25 protein-coding genes are annotated in these 23,704 nt (G+C 38.0%); 9 read left to right on the top strand and 16 right to left on the bottom strand.

Annotated elements, in window-relative coordinates; all coding sequences use genetic code 11:
• Position 1: 1 nt before the first annotated feature.
• The 3 genes from KIM67_RS15720 to nadC are packed head-to-tail and all read right to left on the bottom strand — an operon-like array spanning position 2 to position 2,263.
• Positions 2-451: a DUF2147 domain-containing protein gene (locus tag KIM67_RS15720; protein ID WP_213832507.1), complete on the bottom strand. Its 450-nt coding sequence runs from the start codon at positions 449-451 to the stop codon at positions 2-4.
• Positions 426-1,400, bottom strand: a complete 975-nt coding sequence (locus tag KIM67_RS15715; protein ID WP_213832506.1) for a YihY/virulence factor BrkB family protein — start codon at positions 1,398-1,400, stop codon at positions 426-428. Before KIM67_RS15715 ends, KIM67_RS15720 begins: the two co-directional genes overlap by 26 nt.
• A 5-nt stretch (positions 1,401-1,405) precedes the next feature.
• On the bottom strand, positions 1,406-2,263 hold the full coding sequence (nadC, locus tag KIM67_RS15710; protein WP_213832505.1) for a carboxylating nicotinate-nucleotide diphosphorylase: 858 nt from the start codon (positions 2,261-2,263) through the stop codon (positions 1,406-1,408).
• 88 nt (positions 2,264-2,351) lie between these two features.
• Here nadC and rlmH point away from each other — a divergent pair, with 88 nt between their 5' ends.
• Positions 2,352-2,825, top strand: coding sequence for a 23S rRNA (pseudouridine(1915)-N(3))-methyltransferase RlmH (gene rlmH / locus KIM67_RS15705; protein ID WP_213832513.1), 474 nt, complete (start codon positions 2,352-2,354; stop codon positions 2,823-2,825).
• Here the strand turns inward: rlmH and KIM67_RS15700 are convergent.
• The 3 genes from KIM67_RS15700 to KIM67_RS15690 all read right to left on the bottom strand — a co-directional run bounded on the left by KIM67_RS15700 (position 2,788) and on the right by KIM67_RS15690 (position 6,351).
• On the bottom strand, positions 2,788-3,720 hold the full coding sequence (locus KIM67_RS15700) for a type IV pili methyl-accepting chemotaxis transducer N-terminal domain-containing protein (protein WP_213832504.1): 933 nt from the start codon (positions 3,718-3,720) through the stop codon (positions 2,788-2,790). The genes rlmH and KIM67_RS15700 overlap by 38 nt on opposite strands.
• Before the next feature lie 131 nt (positions 3,721-3,851).
• Positions 3,852-5,744: a phosphoglycerate dehydrogenase gene (gene serA, locus KIM67_RS15695; RefSeq protein WP_213832503.1), complete on the bottom strand. Its 1,893-nt coding sequence runs from the start codon at positions 5,742-5,744 to the stop codon at positions 3,852-3,854.
• A 154-nt stretch (positions 5,745-5,898) separates the two neighbouring features.
• Positions 5,899-6,351, bottom strand: coding sequence for an isoprenylcysteine carboxylmethyltransferase family protein (locus tag KIM67_RS15690; protein ID WP_213832502.1), 453 nt, complete (start codon positions 6,349-6,351; stop codon positions 5,899-5,901).
• Positions 6,352-6,411: 60 nt separating this feature from the next.
• On the opposite strand from KIM67_RS15690, the gene KIM67_RS15685 reads away from it, so the two are divergent.
• The 4 genes from KIM67_RS15685 (at position 6,412) to KIM67_RS15670 (ending at position 11,533) form a co-directional block, all read left to right on the top strand.
• Positions 6,412-6,993 (top strand): non-canonical purine NTP diphosphatase, encoded by a 582-nt coding sequence (locus KIM67_RS15685; RefSeq protein WP_213832501.1) that lies wholly within the window; start codon positions 6,412-6,414, stop codon positions 6,991-6,993.
• Between the two features lie 141 nt (positions 6,994-7,134).
• On the top strand, positions 7,135-8,901 hold the full coding sequence (locus KIM67_RS15680; protein WP_213832500.1) for a DEAD/DEAH box helicase: 1,767 nt from the start codon (positions 7,135-7,137) through the stop codon (positions 8,899-8,901).
• 75 nt (positions 8,902-8,976) lie between these two features.
• Positions 8,977-9,753, top strand: coding sequence for a carboxypeptidase-like regulatory domain-containing protein (locus KIM67_RS15675; RefSeq protein WP_213832499.1), 777 nt, complete (start codon positions 8,977-8,979; stop codon positions 9,751-9,753).
• Between the two features lie 94 nt (positions 9,754-9,847).
• Positions 9,848-11,533: an alpha-amylase family glycosyl hydrolase gene (locus tag KIM67_RS15670; RefSeq protein ID WP_213832498.1), complete on the top strand. Its 1,686-nt coding sequence runs from the start codon at positions 9,848-9,850 to the stop codon at positions 11,531-11,533.
• A gap of 5 nt (positions 11,534-11,538) precedes the next feature.
• On the opposite strand, the gene KIM67_RS15665 is transcribed toward KIM67_RS15670, so the two are convergent.
• Complete coding sequence (locus KIM67_RS15665; RefSeq protein ID WP_213832497.1) at positions 11,539-12,066, bottom strand: SRPBCC family protein; 528 nt, start codon at positions 12,064-12,066, stop codon at positions 11,539-11,541.
• A gap of 39 nt (positions 12,067-12,105) precedes the next feature.
• Positions 12,106-12,759, bottom strand: a complete 654-nt coding sequence (locus KIM67_RS15660) for an RNA methyltransferase (protein WP_213832496.1) — start codon at positions 12,757-12,759, stop codon at positions 12,106-12,108.
• Positions 12,760-12,801: 42 nt separating this feature from the next.
• On the opposite strand from KIM67_RS15660, the gene KIM67_RS15655 reads away from it, so the two are divergent.
• Genes KIM67_RS15655 through purB form a run of 3 tightly spaced genes read left to right on the top strand, consistent with a single transcriptional unit; the run spans position 12,802 to position 15,474 of the window.
• Positions 12,802-13,503, top strand: a complete 702-nt coding sequence (locus KIM67_RS15655) for an NAD-dependent deacylase (RefSeq protein ID WP_213832495.1) — start codon at positions 12,802-12,804, stop codon at positions 13,501-13,503.
• Positions 13,504-13,509: 6 nt separating this feature from the next.
• On the top strand, positions 13,510-14,082 hold the full coding sequence (locus KIM67_RS15650) for a hypothetical protein (RefSeq protein ID WP_213832494.1): 573 nt from the start codon (positions 13,510-13,512) through the stop codon (positions 14,080-14,082).
• A gap of 48 nt (positions 14,083-14,130) precedes the next feature.
• Positions 14,131-15,474, top strand: coding sequence for an adenylosuccinate lyase (gene purB / locus KIM67_RS15645; RefSeq protein ID WP_213832493.1), 1,344 nt, complete (start codon positions 14,131-14,133; stop codon positions 15,472-15,474).
• A 25-nt stretch (positions 15,475-15,499) separates the two neighbouring features.
• Here purB and KIM67_RS15640 read toward each other — a convergent pair whose 3' ends face one another.
• The 6 genes from KIM67_RS15640 to KIM67_RS15615 form a co-directional block, all read right to left on the bottom strand.
• Positions 15,500-16,315, bottom strand: coding sequence for a mechanosensitive ion channel family protein (locus KIM67_RS15640; RefSeq protein ID WP_213832492.1), 816 nt, complete (start codon positions 16,313-16,315; stop codon positions 15,500-15,502).
• A gap of 151 nt (positions 16,316-16,466) precedes the next feature.
• Positions 16,467-17,006: a DUF4252 domain-containing protein gene (locus KIM67_RS15635; RefSeq protein WP_213832491.1), complete on the bottom strand. Its 540-nt coding sequence runs from the start codon at positions 17,004-17,006 to the stop codon at positions 16,467-16,469.
• A 92-nt stretch (positions 17,007-17,098) separates the two neighbouring features.
• Entirely contained in the window at positions 17,099-17,644 is a 546-nt protein-coding gene (locus KIM67_RS15630) for a DUF4252 domain-containing protein (RefSeq protein WP_213832490.1), read from the bottom strand.
• Positions 17,644-18,186: a DUF4252 domain-containing protein gene (locus tag KIM67_RS15625; protein ID WP_213832489.1), complete on the bottom strand. Its 543-nt coding sequence runs from the start codon at positions 18,184-18,186 to the stop codon at positions 17,644-17,646. Before KIM67_RS15625 ends, KIM67_RS15630 begins: the two co-directional genes overlap by 1 nt.
• Before the next feature lie 9 nt (positions 18,187-18,195).
• Complete coding sequence (locus tag KIM67_RS15620) at positions 18,196-18,615, bottom strand: hypothetical protein (protein WP_213832488.1); 420 nt, start codon at positions 18,613-18,615, stop codon at positions 18,196-18,198.
• Positions 18,602-19,111, bottom strand: coding sequence for an RNA polymerase sigma factor (locus KIM67_RS15615; protein ID WP_213832487.1), 510 nt, complete (start codon positions 19,109-19,111; stop codon positions 18,602-18,604). The genes KIM67_RS15620 and KIM67_RS15615 overlap by 14 nt, the downstream gene beginning before the upstream one ends.
• Before the next feature lie 210 nt (positions 19,112-19,321).
• Here KIM67_RS15615 and KIM67_RS15610 point away from each other — a divergent pair, with 210 nt between their 5' ends.
• The gene (locus KIM67_RS15610) at positions 19,322-20,800 is read left to right on the top strand and encodes a S41 family peptidase (protein ID WP_213832486.1); all 1,479 of its coding nucleotides are present in this window, start codon (positions 19,322-19,324) and stop codon (positions 20,798-20,800) included.
• Between the two features lie 47 nt (positions 20,801-20,847).
• On the opposite strand, the gene KIM67_RS15605 is transcribed toward KIM67_RS15610, so the two are convergent.
• Together KIM67_RS15605 and KIM67_RS15600 are read right to left on the bottom strand one after the other, a co-directional pair.
• Positions 20,848-21,780: an ABC transporter substrate-binding protein gene (locus KIM67_RS15605; protein WP_213832485.1), complete on the bottom strand. Its 933-nt coding sequence runs from the start codon at positions 21,778-21,780 to the stop codon at positions 20,848-20,850.
• A 16-nt stretch (positions 21,781-21,796) separates the two neighbouring features.
• Positions 21,797-23,659, bottom strand: coding sequence for a TonB-dependent siderophore receptor (locus KIM67_RS15600; RefSeq protein WP_213832484.1), 1,863 nt, complete (start codon positions 23,657-23,659; stop codon positions 21,797-21,799).
• Between the last annotated feature and the right edge of the window lie 45 nt (positions 23,660-23,704).

Below are 23,704 nucleotides of genomic sequence, written 5' to 3'. Positions count from 1 at the left end.
TTTATTCATCCAGAACCCTATGCCAAGTCTGGGTTCTGTACAAAAATGCCAAATATCCCCGTACTTTTAACCTGTTCTTGTTCTTTGGGTCCAACCAGACCTTTCCCCTAAAGGTCATAGCTTGTTCTGGGTCAAAAAGTCTATCTCCTTTATATTCACCCTTGCTATTTTTCTTGAAGTCATCCATGATCTTCATGCCAACAATGGGTTTATCCTTTAACTCTCCCTTACATTTTATGCAAACCGCGTTCTCTTTTCCCTTTTCCAAGATTTTAAGAATCTTGGCCTGTAAAAGACCGTTTTCTTCATATATTTTTACGATTGCTTTGGTGTTTCCATTTCTATCATCTACTGTTTTCCATTTCCCAAATACCGTTTGGGACCAAGATGCATGAAGCATCAATAAAAAAATAGCTATTAAAAAATTACGTAACCTTACGCTGTCTCTCATGTTTTTTCCTTAGTGAATTAAGGGTTGCATTCAATTCGAACCCCAATAATAAAATGTTGGAGTTCAACCAAATGAACACCATTAAAATCAATAAACCTCCCAATGCTCCATAAAACTCATTGTACCGTGCAAATTTTTCCACATATACTCCAAAAAGATAGGATGTGAGTATAAACAATAACGTGGTCATTAACGCACCTGCAGAAAAGAACTTTGCCTTTCTGCCTTCCGCTGTGCCAAAGTAATACAGAATGGCCGTAGTAAGATAAGAAAGTAACAAAAAGAAAATAATTTTGGCAACCTGTATGAGCAAATTATCTCCTTGTTCAACAGTATAACCCAATCGCTTTCCTAAGTATTCACTCGTATATTCTAAAACATAGAACTCAAAATAGACAAAAGCTACTGCTCCGATAACAAGCAGAATAGATAGTAACAGACCAACCATAAGTGCATAGGCATATTGACGCAGAAAGTTTCGGGTAAGCTCTACATGGTACGAATTTTCAAAACCTCCAAATATTGCATTTACGCCATTGGCGACCAAAAAAATAGAAATCAAAAAAGTGGAGGACAATAAACCGCCACGCTTTTGATTTTTGATCTGCTGGTATATCTCGCCAAAGTAGTCACTGGTCGCAGATGGCAAAAAGGCTTCCAAATACAAAAGGAACTGAGCATCAAAATTTTCATTGCCCACGCTTACATAGGGAATAATGAAAGGTAAAAGTGTAACCAAAAAAATCAATAGGGGAAACAATGCCATAAATAAACTGAATGCGATAGAGCTGGCTCTTGAAGATAATGTTCCCTTAACAATTCCCAGCACGTACATTTCCAACAAATCGTAAAGGGATAATCCTTCAAAGGCTTTTAATTTTATACTTTTTAAGAAACGGACGAGCCATTTGACCAAAGGTATTTTTTCAAGACGTTCTTCTATGGTCATTCGTGTTATACTGCTTTTAAGCTTAAATCCATATTATGGACAGAATGGGTCAAGGCACCTGAGGAAATATAATCAACCCCACATTCTGCATATCGCCTCAGTGTATTTTCGTTGATTCCGCCAGAAGATTCGGTTAGACAAGTATCCCCTATTAATGTGACTGCTTTTCGAGTATCATCATAATCAAAATTATCCAATAGGATTCTATATACTCCCCCTGATTTTAGTATTTCTTCTACCTCATCAAGGTTTCTTGCCTCTACAATGATCTTTAGATTTCTGTTAGTGTCCTGAAGGTATTGTTTTGTTTTGTGTATCGCCTCTGCAATGCCCCCGGCAAAGTCGATATGATTATCTTTCAACATGATCATATCATACAGCGCAAATCTGTGATTTTCTCCACCACCAATTTTTACCGCCCATTTTTCAAGGGCCCGTATTCCAGGCGTTGTTTTACGGGTGTCCAAAATCTTGGTATTGGTTCCCTCCAAAAGCTGAACGTAACTCTTGGTCTTGGTCGCTATTGCGCTCATTCGTTGCATTGCATTCAAAACCAAACGTTCGGCCTTCAATATGCTTTGGGAACTACCGGATACATAAAAAGCTATATCCCCATGCTCCACTTGCATACCATCTGAAATATGGGTTTCCACCACTAAATTTGAATCTACATATTCAAATACTTGCTTGGCAAAGGCTATACCAGCAATAATGCCTTTATCTTTCACCAATAGTTTTGCCTTGCCAGTAGCAGTATCGGGTATACAGGCCAAAGAGCTATGATCTCCGTCACCTACATCCTCACGAATGGCATTCTCTATAATGTATTGTATCTCTTTTTGGAATTGATCTTGGGTAATCATCCATAGGGGTTTTGACGAAAATAATAAAAACATTAGTTACATCTAAGGTCAATTAGTATAGTTTGACCATAAAAAATTATTTTTGATGATGCAGATTACCTTAATTGCCATAGGAAAAACAGATAGTCGCGAACTTTCCAACCTTATCGCTATCTACAAAGAGCGATTGAAACACTACATAAAATTTGAGTTGGTCATCATTCCCGATATCAAGAACAGTAAAAACCTTTCTGAAACTCAACAAAAAGAAAAAGAAGGAGAATTGATTCTTAGGCATTGTAAGCCCAGTGACACTTTAATCCTATTGGACGAAAAAGGAAAGCAATTTTCATCGATTGAATTTTCTACATTCCTCCAGAAAAAAATGAACAGCGGAATAAAAAACCTTATTATGGTAATTGGCGGACCTTATGGGTTCAGCGAAAAAATATATCAGCGATGTAATGCAAAAATGAGCCTTTCCAAAATGACCTTTTCACACCAAATGGTTCGTTTGTTTGTAGTTGAACAGCTATACAGGGGGTTTACGATTTTACGGAATGAGCCGTATCATCATCAATAAGTGATTTGTCCATACCCATAAGTTTATGCTTTTCCAGAAAGTTCTCCACCTTTTTTATAACGATGTGATGTGGTTTCGGTTCTTCGGTAGTTTCTTCCAAGGATTTTACCATACTTTGGGACACCTTCTTTAGATGATTCAATTCTTCATCAATAAAGCCATAAATCTCTTTTTGACGTTCGGGATTTTTTTCAACTTTAAGCACATATTGCAGGTCGGCTATGTTTTTCATGTGGGAACTGAAGACATGGGATTGATGCCACGCTATTTCTGAAAGTTTCTTCTTTTGATCAAGTATTCTATTGATAATGGGGTTTACTATAAAAAATATCTCGAAGAGAATGATAACAATTGAAAAGATGGCAAGTTCCATTTCAATAATCATCATGGTCCTAATGTCTTTTTCGGCTTTCTTCTGAAACTGATTTACAATTCCATCCATTATAACAAGAAACCGATCAACCCGATATCTTACGTCATTGAACGAAACATGTTTGTAATTCTGAAAATTTTCCAATTCGCTATACAGCCATTCTATATGCGGGTCCAATTTTCTAAACTCCTCTAAAATAGCTTCGTCTTCTAAAGGTTCTAACTTAAAACCTGTGTTACCCTTTTGGAGAAATTCGTTCATTTGGTACAGCTTGGTCAAAGTCAGTTTCATTTCGGCGTAATCACAGCTGTGATACCTACAGGAATACAATTCGTTGAGCAAGCGCTGACTTAGCATTCGTTGTCTACCTGCCAAGTTTACCACTAGTGCCGTAGATCTTTGCTTGCTTAGGGAATATTGGGTCATGGTCTGTATTGCGATGGTCAACAACACAATGGATATTACCAAAAGGTAGTATGCTCTAAAGCCCTTCTTAAATAGTTTTAACTTTTTAATGCCCATCCAATCAAAAATCTTCCTTGGTAAGAATTTGATTACAATGTACTCCTTAAAAAAAGTTTTTAAATATAAATGTTGTGAAATCTAGGTTTTACGAATGTGAAAAGCAACTTTATGGATGGAGCGTTTCCCCATTAATACAATACCCTAAACTTTATAGTATTTTCCACATTTTTAAGTGCTTTGACCACTTCTTTGTTATATTCTTTGTCCAAGTCAGTGATAACATACCCAACCTTATCGTCAGTGGACAGGTATTGTCCAGTAATGTTCATTTGATATTTTGCCAAAACCTCATTGATTTTGGCCATAATCCCGGGTACGTTCTTATGAATGTGAAGAAAACGATGTGCGTTGTTCTGTTTGGGCAATCTTATATTGGGAAAGTTTACAGCATCTACCGTATTCCCAGAGTTGATGTAATCCATAATCTTATTGGGTACAAAATCCGCAATATCCCGTTGTGCCTCTTCGGTACTACCACCAACATGGGGCGTTAATATTACGTTGGAAAATCCCTGTAATGCCGTTTTAAAATCTCCATTACTTCGGGGTTCTTCTGGATATACATCTATGGCTGCCCCAGCTAGTTTACCACTCGCCAATGCTTTGGAAAGTGCATCAATATCTACAACAAAACCTCTAGAAAGATTGATCAACATTGCACCGTCCTTCATTGTATCGATTTCATTTTGCCCTATGAAATCTTTATTGGCTTTATTATCGTCTATATGTAATGTCACCACATCAGAAACAGTAAGCAATTCTTCCAGGGAACCACATTTAATAGCATTTCCCAAAGCCAATTTATCAGCTACATCGTAGTAATACACTCGCATCCCAATTGCCTCCGCTAAAACGGATAGTTGTTTTCCAATATTACCGTAACCTACAATCCCCAGGTTCTTACCTCTTACTTCTCTTGAATTGATTGCCGTTTTGTTCCATTCTCCGTTATGGATTTCTGTGCTGCGCGTAAAAACGTTTCGCATGAGCATTATGATCTGTCCTATTGCCAACTCAACAACGGAACGCGTATTACTGTAGGGAGCATTAAAAACAACTACGCCCTTCTCTTTGCTATACGTTAAATCAATTTGGGTAGTACCAATACAAAAAGCACCTACTACCAGTAATTTATCCGCTGCATCAAGTACTTTTTGGGTTACCTGTGTCTTGGAACGAATCCCAAGCACATGCACTCCTTTAATTTTTTCAATGAGTTCTTCTTCCGGAAGGCTGTGTTTCACCAATTCTACCGAAAAACCATCTTCGGATAAGTTTTTAAAGGCATCTGGATGCACATTTTCCAACAAAAGAATCTTGATCCTATTTTTGGGGTACGAAATATTTCTTGGTAAATCATTTACATAAAGAAATTCATCAAGATTGGGAGTTACATGGTCCGCGTTGTTTGCTGCTTTCTCGCGATGTACGTTCTCCGTGTAGGCAAAAAACTTATCCGCTATGCCCGCTTCCCGCATAACATAATCACTGTAGCCGTCACCGATTACCTGTACTTCACCATCCAAATCAAGGTTTTTAAGGCACTCAATCTTTCCATTATGCGAAGCAAGCACGTTTGACTCGTCAAAACCAACAATGTTCCCGTTGTCATCAAACCTAAACGTATTTGCATAAACACGTTCCGATGGAATATTATATTCTTGGACAATTGGATCTATAAACTCTTTGAAACCACAGGAAATCACGTAAATGTCTTCCGAGAATTTCTGAAAGAACTCTTTATTTGACGCAATGGACTTTGAAATTTTGTGACGAAGTTCTTCCACCAAGCCACCAAGATCATCTTTATGGGCATTCAAGAGCTGTATCCTTTTCTCCAGAGATTCGGTAAAGGAAATATCCCCATCAATACCTAAATTGGTGATGTTCTGTATTTCTTGTATAATCTCTTCTTTGTTTGATTTACCCTGTAAGGTCATCTCTGCCAGCACATCCAGTGCTTCAACCGTTGTAAGGGTACTATCAAAATCAAAAACGTACTTTCGTCCCACTTCCACCATGATTTTTCCAAAAATTAAGGGCTAAATTTAAACATTAATTTCATCCCTAAAATTGGAAGTTATAAAAAACCATTTACAAATACGGATATATCAAAAATAGTCCTCAAAATGTTCTAAAAACCTACATAAAATTATGATTCAACGGTTTTTAGTGTCAAAACCATCGTCTTGTTTCCTTACAATATACTTTGTACCGTTTTCCAAACAACTCGGTAAGTGCTTTTTCTTCACGTTTTATCTGAAAATGGTTCATATAGTACACAAAGCCAGCAGCCAAAAGTGTGTTGAAAGCATTCCCAAGTTTTAATCCAAAGGCAATCAGTACAAGTAGCATTGCCAAATACATAGGGTTCCTCGTATACTTAAAAATCCCGTTAGTTACCAAACTACTGCTTTTGGTCAAATTAATAGGATTGGTTGCAGTTTTCACCTTTAAAAACTGAAGTAACGCTATCAGCATAATTAGTACAGCAAGAGAGCACAAAAAAATTGCAAGTTGTTCTCGTCCAAAAAAGTCAAAATGACCTACAGGCAGAAACCTGTACAATAGATACATTAAACCTCCAAAAACCAACAAGACTAAAGGCGGCAATACTTTCAATTTCATATTTAAGCAACTAATATTTCGAAATTACTACTTTTAGCAACGCTTTAAATCATTCATACTTTGAAAATCGTTTTTGCCACACATAATCAACATAAATTGGAGGAAGTTCGCGAACTGCTTCCGTCTTTCGTTGAGCTACTATCCTTAACGGACATTGGTTGTTTAGAGGAAATTCCCGAAACAGGGAAGACATTGGAAGAAAATGCCAAGATAAAAGCGGATTATGTTACTTCGACTTTTGGATTAAACTGCTTTTCCGATGACACTGGTCTTTTGATTGATGCCTTACATGGTGCTCCAGGAGTATACTCAGCACGCTACGCCGGAACACAAAAAAGCACTCCGGATAATATAGCTAAGGTATTGCGCGAAATGGAAAGCACTAACAATCGAGCAGCCCATTTTAAAACAGTAGTACATCTTAATTTAAAAAATGAAAGCTATTCTTTTGATGGCATCGTAGAAGGAAACATCACCAAAAAGAAATATGGAACAGGAGGCTTTGGATACGACCCAATATTTAAACCGGAAGGCCATGAAGTAACCTTTGGCGAAATGTCGCCAGAAATTAAGAATGCTATTAGCCACAGAGGCAGAGCCATACGCAAATTGATGGCTTTTTTTGAAAAAATAGAGCAATAGCTCCCAACTGAACTAATTAATGTACCTTTGCGCCTTTATTAACGCCGCCGGTATGGGCATGGTGTTGTGAAGGGCTTACAATGGTAAAAAGAAATCGCTCTGTACAACACAACATATTTGCGATTTAAGGTATTTACCAAAATGACAAAATTTGAAGCCTTGGGGTTGGACAAACCCCTTTTGGATGCTATTTCCGATCTTGGATTTGAATCCCCCTCAGAAGTACAGGAAAAAGCAATTCCAATCTTATTGGAACAAGACACTGATCTGGTCGCATTGGCACAGACAGGAACAGGAAAAACCGCAGCTTTCGGTTTTCCCATGATTCAAAAAATACAATCGGAAAGTAGGACTACGCAAGGACTTATCCTCTCTCCTACCCGTGAGCTTTGCTTACAGATAACGAACGAACTAAAACTATATTCAAAGTACGTTAAAGGTCTCAATACCGTAGCTATTTATGGTGGTGCCAGTATCTCGGATCAAGCCAGACAGATAAAGCGTGGTGCACAGATTATTGTTGCCACACCTGGCCGAATGAAAGACATGATCGGCAGAAGAATGGTCGATATTTCTAAAATTGACTATTGTGTATTAGATGAGGCCGATGAAATGCTGAACATGGGCTTTTTTGAAGATATAAAGGATATTCTGTCCAATACGCCCCAAGAGAAATTAACCTGGTTATTTTCTGCAACTATGCCGAAAGAGGTTTCGGTCATTGCAAAAAAATTCATGCACAAACCCCAAGAAATTACGGTTGGTACAAAAAATGCAGGTGCCTCTACGGTTCAGCATGAATATTATGTGGTTGGTGGACGTGATCGTTATCCCGCACTGAAACGTCTAGCGGATGCAAACCCAGGAATTTTTTCAGTAATATTCTGTAGAACTAAAAGAGATACACAAAAAGTTGCCGAAAAACTTATTGAAGATGGTTATAATGCGGGAGCGTTGCATGGAGATTTGAGTCAAAATCAGCGTGACCTTGTCATGAATTCCTTCAGGAAAAAACAAGTCCAAATGCTCGTAGCAACGGATGTTGCCGCCCGTGGGATAGACGTGGATGACATTACCCACGTTATCAATTACCAGCTACCCGATGAGATAGAGACCTACACGCATAGAAGTGGACGAACAGGGCGTGCAGGAAAATCCGGGATTTCCATGGTCATCGTGACACGTTCCGAAATGAGAAAGATAAAGGCCATTGAGAATAAAATCAAACAGGACTTTTTATCCAAGAAAATTCCATCGGGTATAGAAATTTGCGAGATACAACTGTACCATTTGGCAAATAATATCAAGGAGACAAAAGTCAATACCGAGATAGACCACTACCTACCTGCAATCAATGACGTATTGGAAGGCATAGACAGGGACGAACTCATTAAGAAAATCATATCGGTAGAGTTTACACGTTTCTATAATTATTACAGTAAGACAAGAGATTTAAACTCCTCTGATGACGGCGGAAATCGTGGCGAAAGAAACAAAAATGGAAAAGATGGTGTGCCTTCCAATGGATCCGTGCGTTACTTTATCAACGTAGGGGAACGGGATGGTTATGATTGGATGGCCTTAAAAGACTTTTTGCGTGACACCTTGAACTTAGAAAAAGAAGAAGTTTTCAATGTAGACACCAAGGATAGTTTTTCCTTTTTTAATACTGATGCCAAGGTTACCGAACATGTACTACAAACCTTTACTGAATTTAAGGTAGATGGTCGTTTTATCAATGTAGAAGTATCCAAGAACCCTGGAGGTTCGGGAAGAGGTGGAAAAAAACGCGATAGAAACCGAGGCCATAGAAAAGGCGGTGACAATAAGTCTTATAAAGGAGGTAGAAAAAACAATTCTGGCAAAAGAAGCGGTAAAGGTGGTAAAAAACGTTCTGGCTTTTATTAGTTAATTCTATATTAAATGATAAGGAAGACATGTTTATTTTTCTTTGTTTAGTACTTTTATGACTACATAAATTGCATGAGAAAAGTTTTACTTATTTTTTTTTCCTTCATTTCATTTTTTTGTTTAGCTCAAAATGAGGAAGACACCTCTATTGAGGGTGAATTGACTGCAACCGTAATCAATGCACAATCAAGTTTCCCTATGGAAAGCGTTCATGTTATCAACCTCAATAAAGTGGTTGGTACCATTACGGACCAAAAAGGAAAATTCACACTTCGTGCCGCTGTAAATGATACATTATATCTTTCTTTTTTAGGTTTTAAATCGCAAAAAGTAAGGGTAACCAACGATATGTTCAAGTTTGAGGGTACCGAAATAGCGCTTACTGAACTGGCCTACGCCCTAGAAGAAGTTATCGTTAGACCTTACCAATTGACGGGTTACCTCGAAATAGATGTGAAAAACCTCCCTGTTAACAATGCATATCAATATAGTATATCTGGACTACAGCGAAGTTATGAAGGAGGTAGTAAGAACCCAAGTGCGGTCACAAAAGTATTGGGTGCCATTCTGAATCCGGCCGATCTGTTGCGCAATCTTTTTGGAAAAAAACCAAAGCAAATGCGAAAGCTACGGCAGATGAAGGAAGATGAAGATATACGAAACTTATTGGCTTCAAAATTTGACAGGGAAACCCTTACAGAACTGCTTCAAATTGAAAAAGTGGATATACAGGACATTTTGAATAACTGCAATTATTCCAAATCTTTTATCACTACGGCCAACGATTTACAAATTTTAGATGCAATATCTAGCTGCTATGAAGAGTATAAAGTATTGAATAGAAGATAATAGCATTCCCCACACTGATTTTGCCAAAATACTTGAGGTAAATAAATTTTATATTTCCGCTTTCATTTTATAGTTTTAGCTAAAATCCCAAAAAATGAAAAAACTACTTTTCGTTATGTCCCTATTTTCTTTTCTTATTGGATGCAAAGAAGTTGTAAAAAAGGCAAAAAAAGAGACAAAAGTAGTTGAGAAACAAGTGCCTGAAAAGAAAGTTCCATTTGTCTGGGAAGGTGCCAATATCTATTTTCTGCTTACCGACCGTTTTAATAATGGAAACATTGAAAACGATGTCAATTTTGACCGAACCAAAGAAACCGGTGTCCTACGAGGTTTTGAAGGTGGTGATATACAAGGAATCACGCAAAAAATAGAAGAAGGATACTTTACCGACTTAGGAATAAATGCCATCTGGTTTACGCCCGTTGTGGAACAAATTCATGGTGCAACGAACGAAGGCACGGGAAACACCTATGGGTATCATGGGTATTGGGCAAAAGATTGGACAGCGATAGACCCAAACTTTGGAACACGAAAAGATTTGGAAAAATTGGTCAAATCAGCTCATGCCAAAGGTATTCGGGTGCTTCTTGATGTTGTATTGAACCACACTGGACCGGTTACTGAAGAAGATCCTGTTTGGCCCGAAGAATGGGTACGAACTGGCCCAGCATGTGAGTTCTCCAATTACGAGAACACGACCGCATGTACGCTTGTACAAAACCTTCCAGATATTTTGACCGAATCCAATGATGCCGTAGAGCTGCCAGACGCGCTTTTGGCCAAATGGAAAGAAGAAGGACGGCTCAGCCAAGAATTGGACGAGCTTCAATTGTTCTTTGAACGTACAGGTTATCCAAGGGCTCCACGGTATTATATTATCAAATGGTTAACCGATTACATCAACGATTTTGGAGTTGATGGTTTTAGGGTAGATACCGTAAAACATGTCAATGAAGACGCATGGGCAGATTTGTACAAAGAGGCCACTTATGCATTTGAAACCTGGAAGAAAAAGCACCCAAACTATGTTTTGGACAACAATTCGTTCTACATGGTCGGCGAAGTATATAATTATGGTATTTCTGGAGGTCGACAATTTGATTTTGGCGATAAAAAAGTGGACTTTTTTGACCACGGCTTCAAGAGTCTCATCAATTTTGAGTTAAAAAATGATGCCCACAATGATTATGAAACCGTTTTTAAGAAATATAACAAGTTATTAAACAACAAACTAAAAGGGAAAAGTGTAGTCAATTATTTAACGTCCCATGATGATGGTAATCCCTTTGATAAGGAACGAAAGCGTCCAATGTATGCCGCGAATATGTTATTATTGACTCCTGGCGCATCTCAAGTATATTATGGGGATGAAACCTCTAGAAGTCTCATTATAGAAGGTACCGAAGGAGATGCAACACTACGTTCATTTATGAACTGGGAAGATTTGGACAGCCTACCTCAAACCCAGAAAATCCATAAGCATTGGCAAAAGCTAGGACAGTTTAGAAGAAATCATCCAGCAGTTGGAGCAGGTAAACATAAAAGATTGGGTAAAAAACCATATGTATTCTCAAGAATGTATACAGATGGTGATTTCAAGGACAAAGTGGTCGTTGGACTGGATTTGCCAAAAGGTAAAAAATCACTTTGGGTCAAAGGCTTTTTTGGTGATGGTACCAAATTGTATGATACGTACTCCGAGACCCAGGTAGTAGTTACCAAAGGTAAGGTCATTCTTGAAAATGACTTTGATATTGCTCTGCTGGAATTGGTGGAATGATTTGTTTATTCTTCCAAAGTGGCCTTTAAGCTGGCCAATCCTTCTTCAAAATCACCACCAACGGCTTTGTCCATATTCATGAACAACATAAAAATACTGAACGGAAATTTATTCTTTCCCGAGAAACCCCAAGTGACTTTAGTCGTCTCATCTCCCACTGCTTCTGCAGTCAAGTAGGCATTAGAAGTGGATTTCCATGGTTTCAAGAACCGTAATTGCGATTCAACACGCTCGCCTTCAACAATTTTGGTAATTTCTTGCTCTCCTTCCCCTACATCTTTATTCCCGTTCCAATAACTTATGGCACCAACTTCACCATCGGTACCCGTAAACTTTTTATTCATGTTCGGGTCTTTTTTGTTCCAAGGAGACCAGGCATCTTGATTTTTTAGATACTTAAGATTCTCAAAAACAACAGCCTTTGATTTTTTAATTTCTATGGACCTAGAAACATTGTATGACTTTGGTGCAATTGCAGCTAAAATTAGGATTAGCAATACGATTCCTGCTAGAAGATAGAGTAAAATATACATCGGTTTTTAATTTTGGTTGTAACTCAAGGTACAAAAACTTTACGTATTGAGATATCTGCTTATAATATTTTCCACATCCTTGATTGATTTTTTAGTCCAATCCAATCGTTTTTCAAGTATCTCAATATCTGAAATCTGCCAGGATATTTTGGCCTTTTTCAGTTTTTCCATGACCTCTCGGATGATAATGGCCGCCGAAACAGAGACATTCAAGCTCTCCGAAAAACCGACCATCGGAATTTTTAAAAATCTATCCGCTTTTTGAATGACCTCTTCACTCAATCCCTCTTTTTCGGTTCCAAAAAACAAAGCAGTCTTTGTATTGAGAGTGAAATCAGAGAGTGGAATCGAATCATGGTGTGGTGTAGTTGCAATAATTTCATAACCCTTATCTTTCAGGGTGGTAATACATTCAGAAGTAGTGGAATATCGGCTTACATCTACCCATTGCTCCGCACCCATCGCAATATTTTTATCCAATCGTTTCCCAAACCTATCCTCTACTATATGTACGTCTTGAATACCAAAAGCATCACAGCTTCTAATCACCGCGCTGGTATTATGTAGTTGATATACATCTTCAATGGCAACGGTTACATATCTTGTGCGTTGTTGGAGCACTTCCAAAAACCGCTGTTTTCTTCCTTCGGTAAGGAAACCTTCTAGATATGCCAATACATCATCATTAAACATAAAGAACAAGATAGCAAAAAATGAATTTCTTATTTTTAGCTCATGGGTCAAAAACAAAAAATAGTCGTGCTCACTGGTGCAGGAATGAGTGCTGAAAGCGGGTTAAAAACTTTTAGGGATTCTAACGGGCTATGGGAAGGACATGATGTTATGGAAGTTGCCTCACCCCAAGGTTTTAAAGAGAATCCAAAACTCGTTTTGGATTTTTACAATCAACGACGCAGACAACTCTTGGAGGTGTCACCGAACGAAGGACACAAAGCACTTGTAGCACTTGAAAAAAAGTTTGATGTAAGTATTGTCACCCAAAATGTGGACAATCTCCATGAACAAGCTGGTAGTTCCCATGTTGTCCATCTGCATGGAGAGTTGTTAAAAGTGCGGAGTACTGCAAATGAGAATCATGTTTTGGAGTGGAAAAAAGATTTGGTATTGGGTGATTTAGATAAAAACGGACATCAACTCCGGCCCCATATTGTCTGGTTTGGAGAAATGGTCCCTATGCTGGAAGTTGCTATTGAGATTACCCAAACTGCTGCAATTCTCATCATTATAGGCACCTCAATGCAAGTCTATCCGGCGGCCAGCTTAATTAACTTTGTATCTAGGGAAACACCCATTTATTTTGTAGACCCAAAACCCAGTATACGCTCTTCGGATTTTGCCGATCTTACCATTATTTCCAAAACAGCGACCGAAGGCGTGCCCGCTCTTGCCCAAGAATTAAATAGCAAGTTCTCTTAATTTTTCATGACCGAAAAACAACTGCATATCGTTCTAAATTCTGGTCGGCTTTCCAAACAACAAATCATTGAGATTGTTGAAAAGCTAGTAATGCAACCAGAATTGACCTATCCGCTACTACTAGAAGTTTTAGAACAGGACAAAAAAGATTCGTTCAATGCAAGTTGGGTGTTCGACCATCTGATGCGAAAAAAACTGGAATTTCTATTACCACACTATGAAACATTTATAAATGGGCTTGCAGAGCTAAAATCCGAATCGATTATCAGGCCTATGGCGCATGTGTGTGAACTCAGCATGGAAAAATATTTCAAAAAAAAGGGCAGTCGTTTTAGGGAACATATTTCTGATGAGCTTTTGGAACGTATCATGACCATAAATTTTGATTGGCTCATCGGTGATTATAAAGTGGCTACGAAGGCTTTTGCAATGTCCAGCTTGTTTTATTTGGGTACAAACTATGATTGGATTCATCCTGAACTGAAAATCATTCTGGAACAAAACATACATGGAGCTACCCCTGGTTATAGATCCAAAGCTTCAAAAATACTTGCAGCCCTAAAGAAACTTGGTTTTTAAACTCCTCAACTAATAAGTATCTTTGCTGCTTCAAAAAAAATAAAGGTTATGTCCTTAAGCCAGCTAAACGCAATTTCCCCAATAGACGGAAGATATCGCAACAAAACCAAAGCCCTCGGAAATTATTTCTCCGAGGAAGCCTTGATAAAATATCGCATTCAGGTTGAAATTGAATACTTTATCGCGCTATGCGAAATTCCTTTGCCACAGTTGGCCAATTTTGATGCTTCGAAATTTACAGAACTTCAAAGAATATATCTTGAGTTTTCATCTGAGGACGCCACAGCGATCAAGGAAATTGAAAAGGTTACCAATCATGATGTAAAAGCTGTAGAATACTTCATCAAAAAAAGATTTGATGCGTTAGGTCTGGAAAAATTTAAGGAATTCATCCATTTTGGATTGACCTCACAGGACATCAACAATACGGCAGTACCCTTGTCCATAAAGGAAGCGATGAACGATGTTTATGTTCCTTTGTATTTTGAGGTTTTTGAAAAGTTAAAAGCTTTTGCTTCGGAATGGGAAAACATACCCATGTTGGCAAGAACCCATGGACAACCTGCATCCCCTACCCGATTGGGAAAGGAAATCGATGTTTTTGTAGAACGCTTGAAAGAACAGTTCAATCTATTGAACGATATTCCCAGCGCTGCTAAATTTGGTGGCGCCACCGGAAATTACAATGCACACAAAGTTGCTTATCCAAGTATTGACTGGAAAGCTTTTGGGCAACAATTTGTTCAGGAAAAATTGGGATTGCACCACTCTTTTCCAACTACACAAATTGAGCATTACGATCATATGGCCGCCCTTTTTGATGGTTTAAAGCGCATCAATACGATTTTTATTGATTTAAATAGGGATATCTGGACATACATCGCTATGGATTACTTCAAACAAAAAATAAAAAAGGGAGAAGTGGGGTCTTCTGCAATGCCACATAAGGTCAACCCAATAGATTTTGAAAATTCAGAAGGAAATCTAGGGCTTGCCAATGCACTTTTCGAGCATTTATCCGCAAAGCTCCCAATTTCAAGATTACAGCGAGATTTAACGGACAGCACAGTATTACGGAATGTAGGGGTTCCTTTTGCCCATACACAAGTGGCGCTTCTTTCAACGTTAAAGGGATTGAACAAACTGGTTCTTAACGAGGTTAAATTTGAAGAGGATTTGGAAAATAACTGGGCCGTAGTTGCGGAAGCCATTCAAACCATTTTAAGAAGGGAAGCATACCCAAATCCTTATGAAGCATTAAAAGGTTTAACAAGAACCAATGAAAAAATCACCCAAAAATCCATTGCAGATTTTATTGACACGTTGAAGGTTTCCGATGCCATAAAAAATGAACTTAAAAAAATAACCCCAGCAAATTATACTGGGGTTTAGTCATTAATTTAGTTTTTAAAAAGTTCTAGCCTTCTTTGTGTATCTCTACAGAATGTGGATACGGTATTTCAATATTGGCGGCATCCAACGCTAACTTACAATTTTCATAAATAGCAAAATAGACATCCCAGTAATGTTCTGGTTTGCAAAATGGGCGTACGGCAAAATTGACCGAGCTGTCCGCCAGTTCCATAACATTAACAGAAGGTGCAGGATCTTGTAACACCTTATCGTTCGAAGTAAGCACGTTCATAAGTACTTCTTTTGTTTTTTTGATGTCTTCATTGTAGCCCACTCCTATCACCGTATCTACCCGAATTTTACCTTCGGCGGTGTAATTAACGATATTCCCGTTGGCCATAGCACCATTTGGCACAATGGCCAACTTATTCTCTGGCGTCGTCAATTTTGTAGTGAAAATTTCAATTTCCTTTACAACTCCCAAAACACCTTGGGCCTCTATAAGGTCTCCGATTCTGTAAGGCTTAAAAATCATGATCAATACGCCTCCAGCGAAATTGGAGAGCGATCCCTGCAAAGCCAAGCCAATAGCAAGACCTGCAGCTGCAATCACTGCTGCAAATGTGGTAACGTCCACACCTAATCTTGAAATCACAATGATAATCAAGAATATCTTTAATGCCCAAGAAACAAGATTAAGTAGAAACCGCTGTAACGATTCATCATACTTGCTTTTGGACATTACTTTTTTACTGGTGCCAATAATTCTTTTAATAATCCAGGTACCTATTGCATAAATGAGGATAGCCGTAATCAATTTGGGGCCAAATTCTTTTGCGAGCTCAATACCGTAGTTAATCCATTCTTGTGCTTTTTCCATGGTTTACTTTAAATTTTGTTAGTGTTCTTATAGTGAGACACTAAGATAGAGAAAGCGTCACACAAACTTAAAGTTTCGATACCGTTACAAACTAAAAAATCCTGAACAATCAAGATTGTTCAGGATCAGTATTAGGTGATATGAAGCAAAATTATCCCTTTAAAAAATCTCCAATTTCCCCAAGGCCTTCTCCTTTATAGTCCGATTTCTGAATTGCCTGCATTAATTGAACTATATGTGCAGGATTCATGTCTTTTCCCAAGACACGTATCAAAGCAAAGCCCTTGTCCTTACTATCGCCATAGATGATGACTTCATCAATCGCATCTTCATCCCCTAGGTATTTTATAACACCTTTTCCATATTGGGAGTTGATTTTCATAAGCTCTACAAAATCATCGTTCTTTAAAATCTGTTTTACCTTGATTTTTTCTGACTTATATTCCGCTACGTTGGAATCGGTTTTTTTGAATGCCAAAAGATTGAATTTTCGCAGAGACGCTATTGCCTTGGATTCCGCTTCCGTAAGATTTGCTTCATCCATTTTCAAAATACTGGCGGGTACATCTATGGAGATAAAATTGGGATTCTCTGAATTATCAACATAATATTCCTGTAGACTTTGTTGGGAAGAGCATGAAGCCAGCAATACCATCATGACCATTCCTATAAATTTGACTGTATTCTTCAATTTACTATTATTTTTTGATTGATTTGATTTCTATGATATAAGTTGCCAAAAACCTGTTTTTGTTACAGTATGGCAACAACCCTAACTTAATTTTAACGACGATTTACTCTGTTCAATTCTTTCGGAAGATTCATTTTATTCGTCAATGAACTGACTTTCGCCAAATCGATATCACCTGTCATGGTCAATAAAATGGTTTCAAACTTAAAGTCATTACCTTTTTCATCTTCAATTCCAGTGACAAACATGAGTAACTCTTCAACATTATTTCCATTATTTCCATTTTTAATGTAGAATCTTAGATTGGTATCCTTATCCTTTATTTTCATTAGCTCTTCCAATCTCGATGATTTAACATATTGTTTCATTGTAACAGCCATGTCTGCCGATGCCCCTTTGTCCTCAGATATAAATACCCTAATATTATCTATACTTTTTGCCAATTCCACAAAATCCTTTGTGTCTTCATCTTTATCATAGGACATGGCATCGGCCACTATATCCAGCATTCCCTTGCTTATCGTTATGGAACCTACTCTATCTGAATCCTCAAACTTGTCAAGAATGGATTGGGACATTCCAAAAATGGGAAGGCATGAGCAGACGACTACAGTAAACCATTTTTTTATCGTCCCCATTAGTTTCCTTTTTTACCCGCTTTGTTCAATTCTTCCGGAAGATTCATCTTTTTTGTCAAAGAATTGATTTTGTTCAAATCGATATCCCCGGTCAAGGAAAGTAAAACCGTTTCAAATTTTCTGCCATCTGCTTCCATATCCTTTAGACCTGTAACAAACATCAATAGTTCACTTACGTGGTCGGTATCTTTACCCTGCTTTATATAAAACTTGACGTTGGCGTCTTTATCCTTTACGCGCATCAACTCTTCCATGGTAGATGACTTTAGATATTTGTCCACGGAAGATTTCATGTTATTACCAATCTCTTTATTGTCCGTGGTATATACTTTCAGACTTTTAAGGCTACTGGCAATGTCCATAAAATCCCTCGCTTCCGGATCATCGACCTCAACATCTATTTTCGCCAATAGATTGAACATGCTTTTGTTGACAACCACAGAAGTTACGTCATCCAAATCTTCGTATTTGTCAAACAATGACTGGGAAAAACCAGACAAGGGCACTATAGCTATCATTATGATTAAAATATACTTTTTCATTTTTTTGATTTAATTATTATTATAAATTTTTTGTTTTGCGACCTCAAACTCTTTTAAATATGCTACTTTTTCAGTGCCTCGACCAAAATTTTCGGCCAAGAGTTCAAAAGCCTTTTTTGTTTCTTGATAGGCATATTCCGCCTCTCTTTTTTCTTGGTACTCGTTACCAAAATAGATGCCAAAAATGAATAGTGCCACAGCTGCTACGGAAATCCATTTGTAGTAGTTCTTTCTAGGTTTTAATGGAACCTGCTTTGTGTATTTTTCTTCCTTGGCGTTGGAAAAATAGGTAAACATTGGCTTGTACTGCTCAAGATGTGTTGCTACACTTTCCTGCGAAAAATAAGTCAGCAATGTCTTTTCCTCAGCTACCGTAGTGGTAGCATCAAAATATTTCTCCAATAATCTTTCTATGTTATCCAATTCCATAGTTATGTTTTTTTATCAATTCTTCTCTTACCATTTTTCTTGCTCTGGACAATGTTACCCTAACTGCGGTAGGTTTCATATCCAAAAGTTCACATATTTCCTCAAAATCATATTGCTCTACATCTCGCAATTGCAATACCATTTTTTGTTGTTCGGGCAACTTTTCCATTATTCGCTCCATCCATTGAATACTATCTTCAGCTTCCAATTGTTTTTGAAGCGAGGTTCTTTCATCGCTGTAATTACTGTGAACCAACTTTAAATTACTGGCCTGTTTGGATTTTAATCGGTCCAAGCAAAAATTCTTGGTCATGGTCATTGCAAAGGCTTCAACATTTTTATACTGTCCCATTGCCTCATTTTTGGACCAAAGTTTCAGCAAAATCTCCTGTGTGGCATCTTCAGCTTCCTCCCGTGAGACCAACAATCTTTTGGCCAGTCGGTAGAGCTTGTCCTTAAAGGGCATTACCACATTTAAAAATTCGGCCTGTTTCATTTTAGTTTTTAGTTGTTTGTAAGCTATTTAAATTCGCTTACACTATCACGACGACATATATCGAATTTTGTTACAAAAAATTTGTATTCTCAATATATGTCTCTATTTTGTGAATGAAAAATTGTAAGAATTCACCAAACTATACTACCTAAACAACATGTTCCATTTGTAAATGGAACGATAATTGAGTGAATCTCTTAAAAAATAACTATGAAAAAATACTTTCTTTTAATCTTAGGACTATCTCTATTTATTATTGGTTGTAGCGATGATGATGACGGAATTACGAATACTGACACACCAGACCCAACCCCTGGAGCCGATGTCACTGTACAAAATTTTATGTGGCAAGCCATGAACTTATGGTATTTTTGGCAAGGCGAAGTACCAAACTTGGCAGATGACCGTTTCGCAAATGATGCTGAATTCACAACGTTTTTAGAGGCAACCCCAGACCCATCCGATTTTTATGAAAGCATCCAGTTCAATGAAGACCGTTTTAGTTTTGCCAATGATGATTATGAAGAGCTGGTGAACAATCTATCGGGAGTTTCAAAAAGTAATGGACTGGAATTCGGATTGGTCCAATTATCTGGCAGTAATGATATTTTTGGTTTTGTCCAATACGTTTTGCCAGATTCGGATGCTTCTACCAAAGATATACAAAGAGGTGATATTTTTACACGCGTTGATGGACAGCAATTGAACCTAGATAACTATATAGGCCTACTTTTTGGAAGCAATGATAGTTATACCCTTGGAATGGCCGAAATAAATGATGGTACGATTGCCGACATCACAAAGGAAGTAAGTTTGACCAAAATAGAAAACTTTGTTGAAAATCCAATTTTGGTAGCCGAGACCTTGGAAATTGGTGGAGAAAAAGTCGCTTACTTAATGTACAATAGATTCTTGAGTAGTTTCAATGAAGCACTTAACAGTGCTTTTGCACAATTTGTAGCGGACGGAGCGACTCAGTTAGTACTTGATATGCGCTACAATCCCGGTGGATCCGTAAACAGCTCACGTTTATTGGCCAGTATGGTACACAGTACCGATACCGATAAACTATACATACGTCAACGTTGGAACAACAAAATCCAAGCGCAGTTTTCAGCGGAACAATTGGAAGATAATTTTGCCAGCGGAATAGGTGAAAATAATTCAGGAACACCTGTAAGCTCACTTAATCTTACCAAAGTGTATATTTTGGCAACTAATAGTTCAGCTTCAGCAAGCGAATTGGTTATGAACGGTTTAGCTCCATATGTTGATGTCGTTCACATAGGAGAAACCACCAGAGGCAAAAATGAGTTTTCAATTACCTTGGTGGACGACCCTAATGGCAATTATATATATAATTCCAGTCGTGAAAACCAAATCAATTCGAACAATAGTTGGGGATTACAGCCTTTAGTAGGCAGAAATGAAAATGCAGATGGCTTTTTTGATTATACCTCTGGTTTGGCACCTAACATTGAACTTGAAGAAGATTTGGAAAACTTAGGAGTCCTTGGTGATCCCAATGAACCGTTGTTGGCAAGGGCTATCCAGGAAATTACCGCATCCGTTAGCAAGCAGGGCTTTTCAGTTAAAATGCCGGCTAAGACTTTTATGAGCTCTAGATTAATGACCCCTCTCAAAGACAACATGTTTTTGGATAAATCATTGGACATTAATTTTGAATAACGAAAAAAGCGGCTTTAAAGCCGTTTTTTTATTTAAGTACCTCAGTATTAAACCCTTTTCATATCAAAAGGCCTGAACTTATTAGATAACCTTTTCGGGACATTAAACACATTAGGGTGAAAAAGTCCTGCCAACACTTCTATTCCGTTGACAAGGGTATTGGCAGAAGATTGGGTAAACATGTCAAAATCTGCAATGTAAACAGCTCCTTCCTTTACTGCTTTTAACTCATACCATCCATCTTTTTTTGTCAATAGGTGCATTTCTTCAATGGTTCGCTCAACCGTGAAGCCGCAAGGTGCTATGACCAAAACTTCAGGGTTATACTTTACAATTTTATCCCATTGTGTTACAATACTATCCCCTGACGGATTAGAAAGCATATCCACTCCACCGGCATACGCAATTTGATGGGGAATCCAATGTCCACAATTGAAAATGGGTTCCAACCATTCCATAAGCATAACCCGTTTTGGCAATACTTTTGATGCCCTAAGTTTATCGATTACAACATCAATTCTGCTATGCAATTTTGCCAAATACGAATATGCCAACTCTTCCCTACCCATTGCTTTGGCAATGGTAATCGCAGATTGAAATATATCCTCCAAAGATTGCGGACTTATTGAAATCAACTCTGGCTGTTTCTCCAAATTAGCTACCGCAGCGGCAGTACATGCCGTATCTATCTGGCATATGTCACATATATCTTGGGTGAATATGATGTCGGGCGAAATCGTTTCTAAAAGTGGTTCGTCCACATAGTACAAATCTTTTCCTTGGTGTTTGCTTGCAGAAAATAATGCATCAATTTCCTGACTGGATAATTGCTTCCCTTCTAGAATACAACGTACGATAGGTTTCTTTTCTTTCAACGCCTGTTCAGGGCATTCAAAAGTGACGCCATAAAGCTGATTGTCAAGCCCCATATCATAAATCATCTGGGTAACGGCGGGCATAAAAGAACAAACCTTCAACATAGTATCGATTTGGTGATTAAAAACTTAGGTTAAAGCCAGCACTGATGTTTCTTCCTATTGTGGTAAAACCAATAATTTCCGTAAACTCTTCATTTAAAATATTATTGGCGTTTAGGAAAATCTTCAACTTATTGGGCATTAATTCATGGTCAATATACAGATTTACCAAGGAAAATGCATCCAATGCAATGTTCTCACCGACAGCAAAATCCGTGTCGTTCCGTTCCCCAGTATAGGCGTAGTTAAGCGAGATATTCGTGAATTCGCACAATTGATAGCCTAAAGTTAAATTCGCTTTATGTTTGGGAATTCTAATGGCATTATCGCCCGTACGTTCGGTAAAAGCATAATTGGCATCTACGGTTAATTCATCTAAGGGAGACCAAGAAACCTCTATCTCCACACCATTTACATCTATTTCGTCAGAAATGTTAATACTTCGAAAATCTGCATCCGACCCAATTCGATTCTTTTCATTTCTATCAAAATAAATTGCATTCAACCGAAGCTTATCATTTACAAAATATTCTACTCCCCCTTCTATCGTAGTGTTCTCTTCAGGTTCTAAATCTGGATTTGCGCCAAAATCCCCAAACAACTGGGTTAAATTAGGTGTGATATATGATGTTGCATAAGTTCCCAAAAGTTTAACATATCCCTCAGAGGTACGAAAAACGTAGGATGGATTTACGTTATACACAAAATTGTTTCCATATGCGGAATGCGTATTAAGCCTTGCTCCAGTATTGAGATTGAAACCAAAATCGGACACATATACCAAATTTGCATAAGGATCAACAATTGTAAAATCCACGGCATCCATAAAAGAAGCTTTGTCTTTGATATAGTTTACACCTAGAACGGTATAAAACTTATCATTAAAAATATATTTATTATAAATGTCAAAAACAAAATTTTCACCATTGGCACTGCTCTCACCAAATGTACTTCTTGTATCTATTTCAAAATCTGTGTATGCAGCATTTAGTTCTATAGAACCTTTTCCATACTTAAATGTGGAGGCTATCCCTATACGTTCCTGATCTTGCTTTAATCTATTGGGAGCTTCGGCACGATCAGCATCAAACTCACTTCTAAGTTCCGTTTTGTTGCCGTAAACCGAAACATTTAAATTTTCAGAAAATTGGTATCCCAGTTTAAGGTCTGTGCTGTATTGTGAAAAATCATCTTCCTCATTTTCTGGAGTTACAGCAGCAGAAAGTCCATTGGAATAGCGATTGGAAAAACTTAGACCATAAGAGAACTTGTCCAAGGTTCCACTTACCCTAGCGCCATTGGCAAAGTTGGCAAGATTATAGTTTTGGTCTTCAGAGGTTTGGTTTGTTCCAAACGTAGATTCAAAATTACCCGCAATCTTATTTTCCGAATTCTTTTTGGTGTTAATGTTAATAACGGCCGTAGCAGCGTTGGTACCATAAAGTGTACTTGCAGCACCTTTTATAATTTCAATGGATTCTACATTTGCGGCAGATAAAAGTCGTAAATCATACTCAACGGCAAAAGAAGAAGGGTTGGTTACACGAACCCCATCAATAATGACCAAAACCTGTCGTCCTCGTCCACCTCTGGCAAAAACACCTAGAACGTCACCGTCCCTACCCCGGCTACCGGCAATTTCAATTCCGCTTTTAGTATTGATCACCTGGGCCACGGTCCTACCCTGATTCCGTTCCAGTTCCTCGGATGAAATCTTGATGACGGTCTTACCCGAATTTTCACGCTTTAGTTCAAAACGCGAATCACTAACAACCACTTCTTGTAGCCGTTGAACTTGAATAGAATCTTGCTGTGTGCTCTGCGCAGAAAGACCCTTGCCAACTAAAATAGCGGCACCTAACCATAAGTAACTTTTTTTCATTTCGTTTACTAGAATAAACGGGAGAATAGTATGTCTGTACCCATA

This window comes from Flagellimonas sp. 389 (assembly GCF_018449435.1).
In the GTDB taxonomy this organism is placed as follows: Bacteria; Bacteroidota; Bacteroidia; order Flavobacteriales; family Flavobacteriaceae; genus Flagellimonas.
This window is presented reverse-complemented; position numbering and strand designations above follow the sequence as displayed.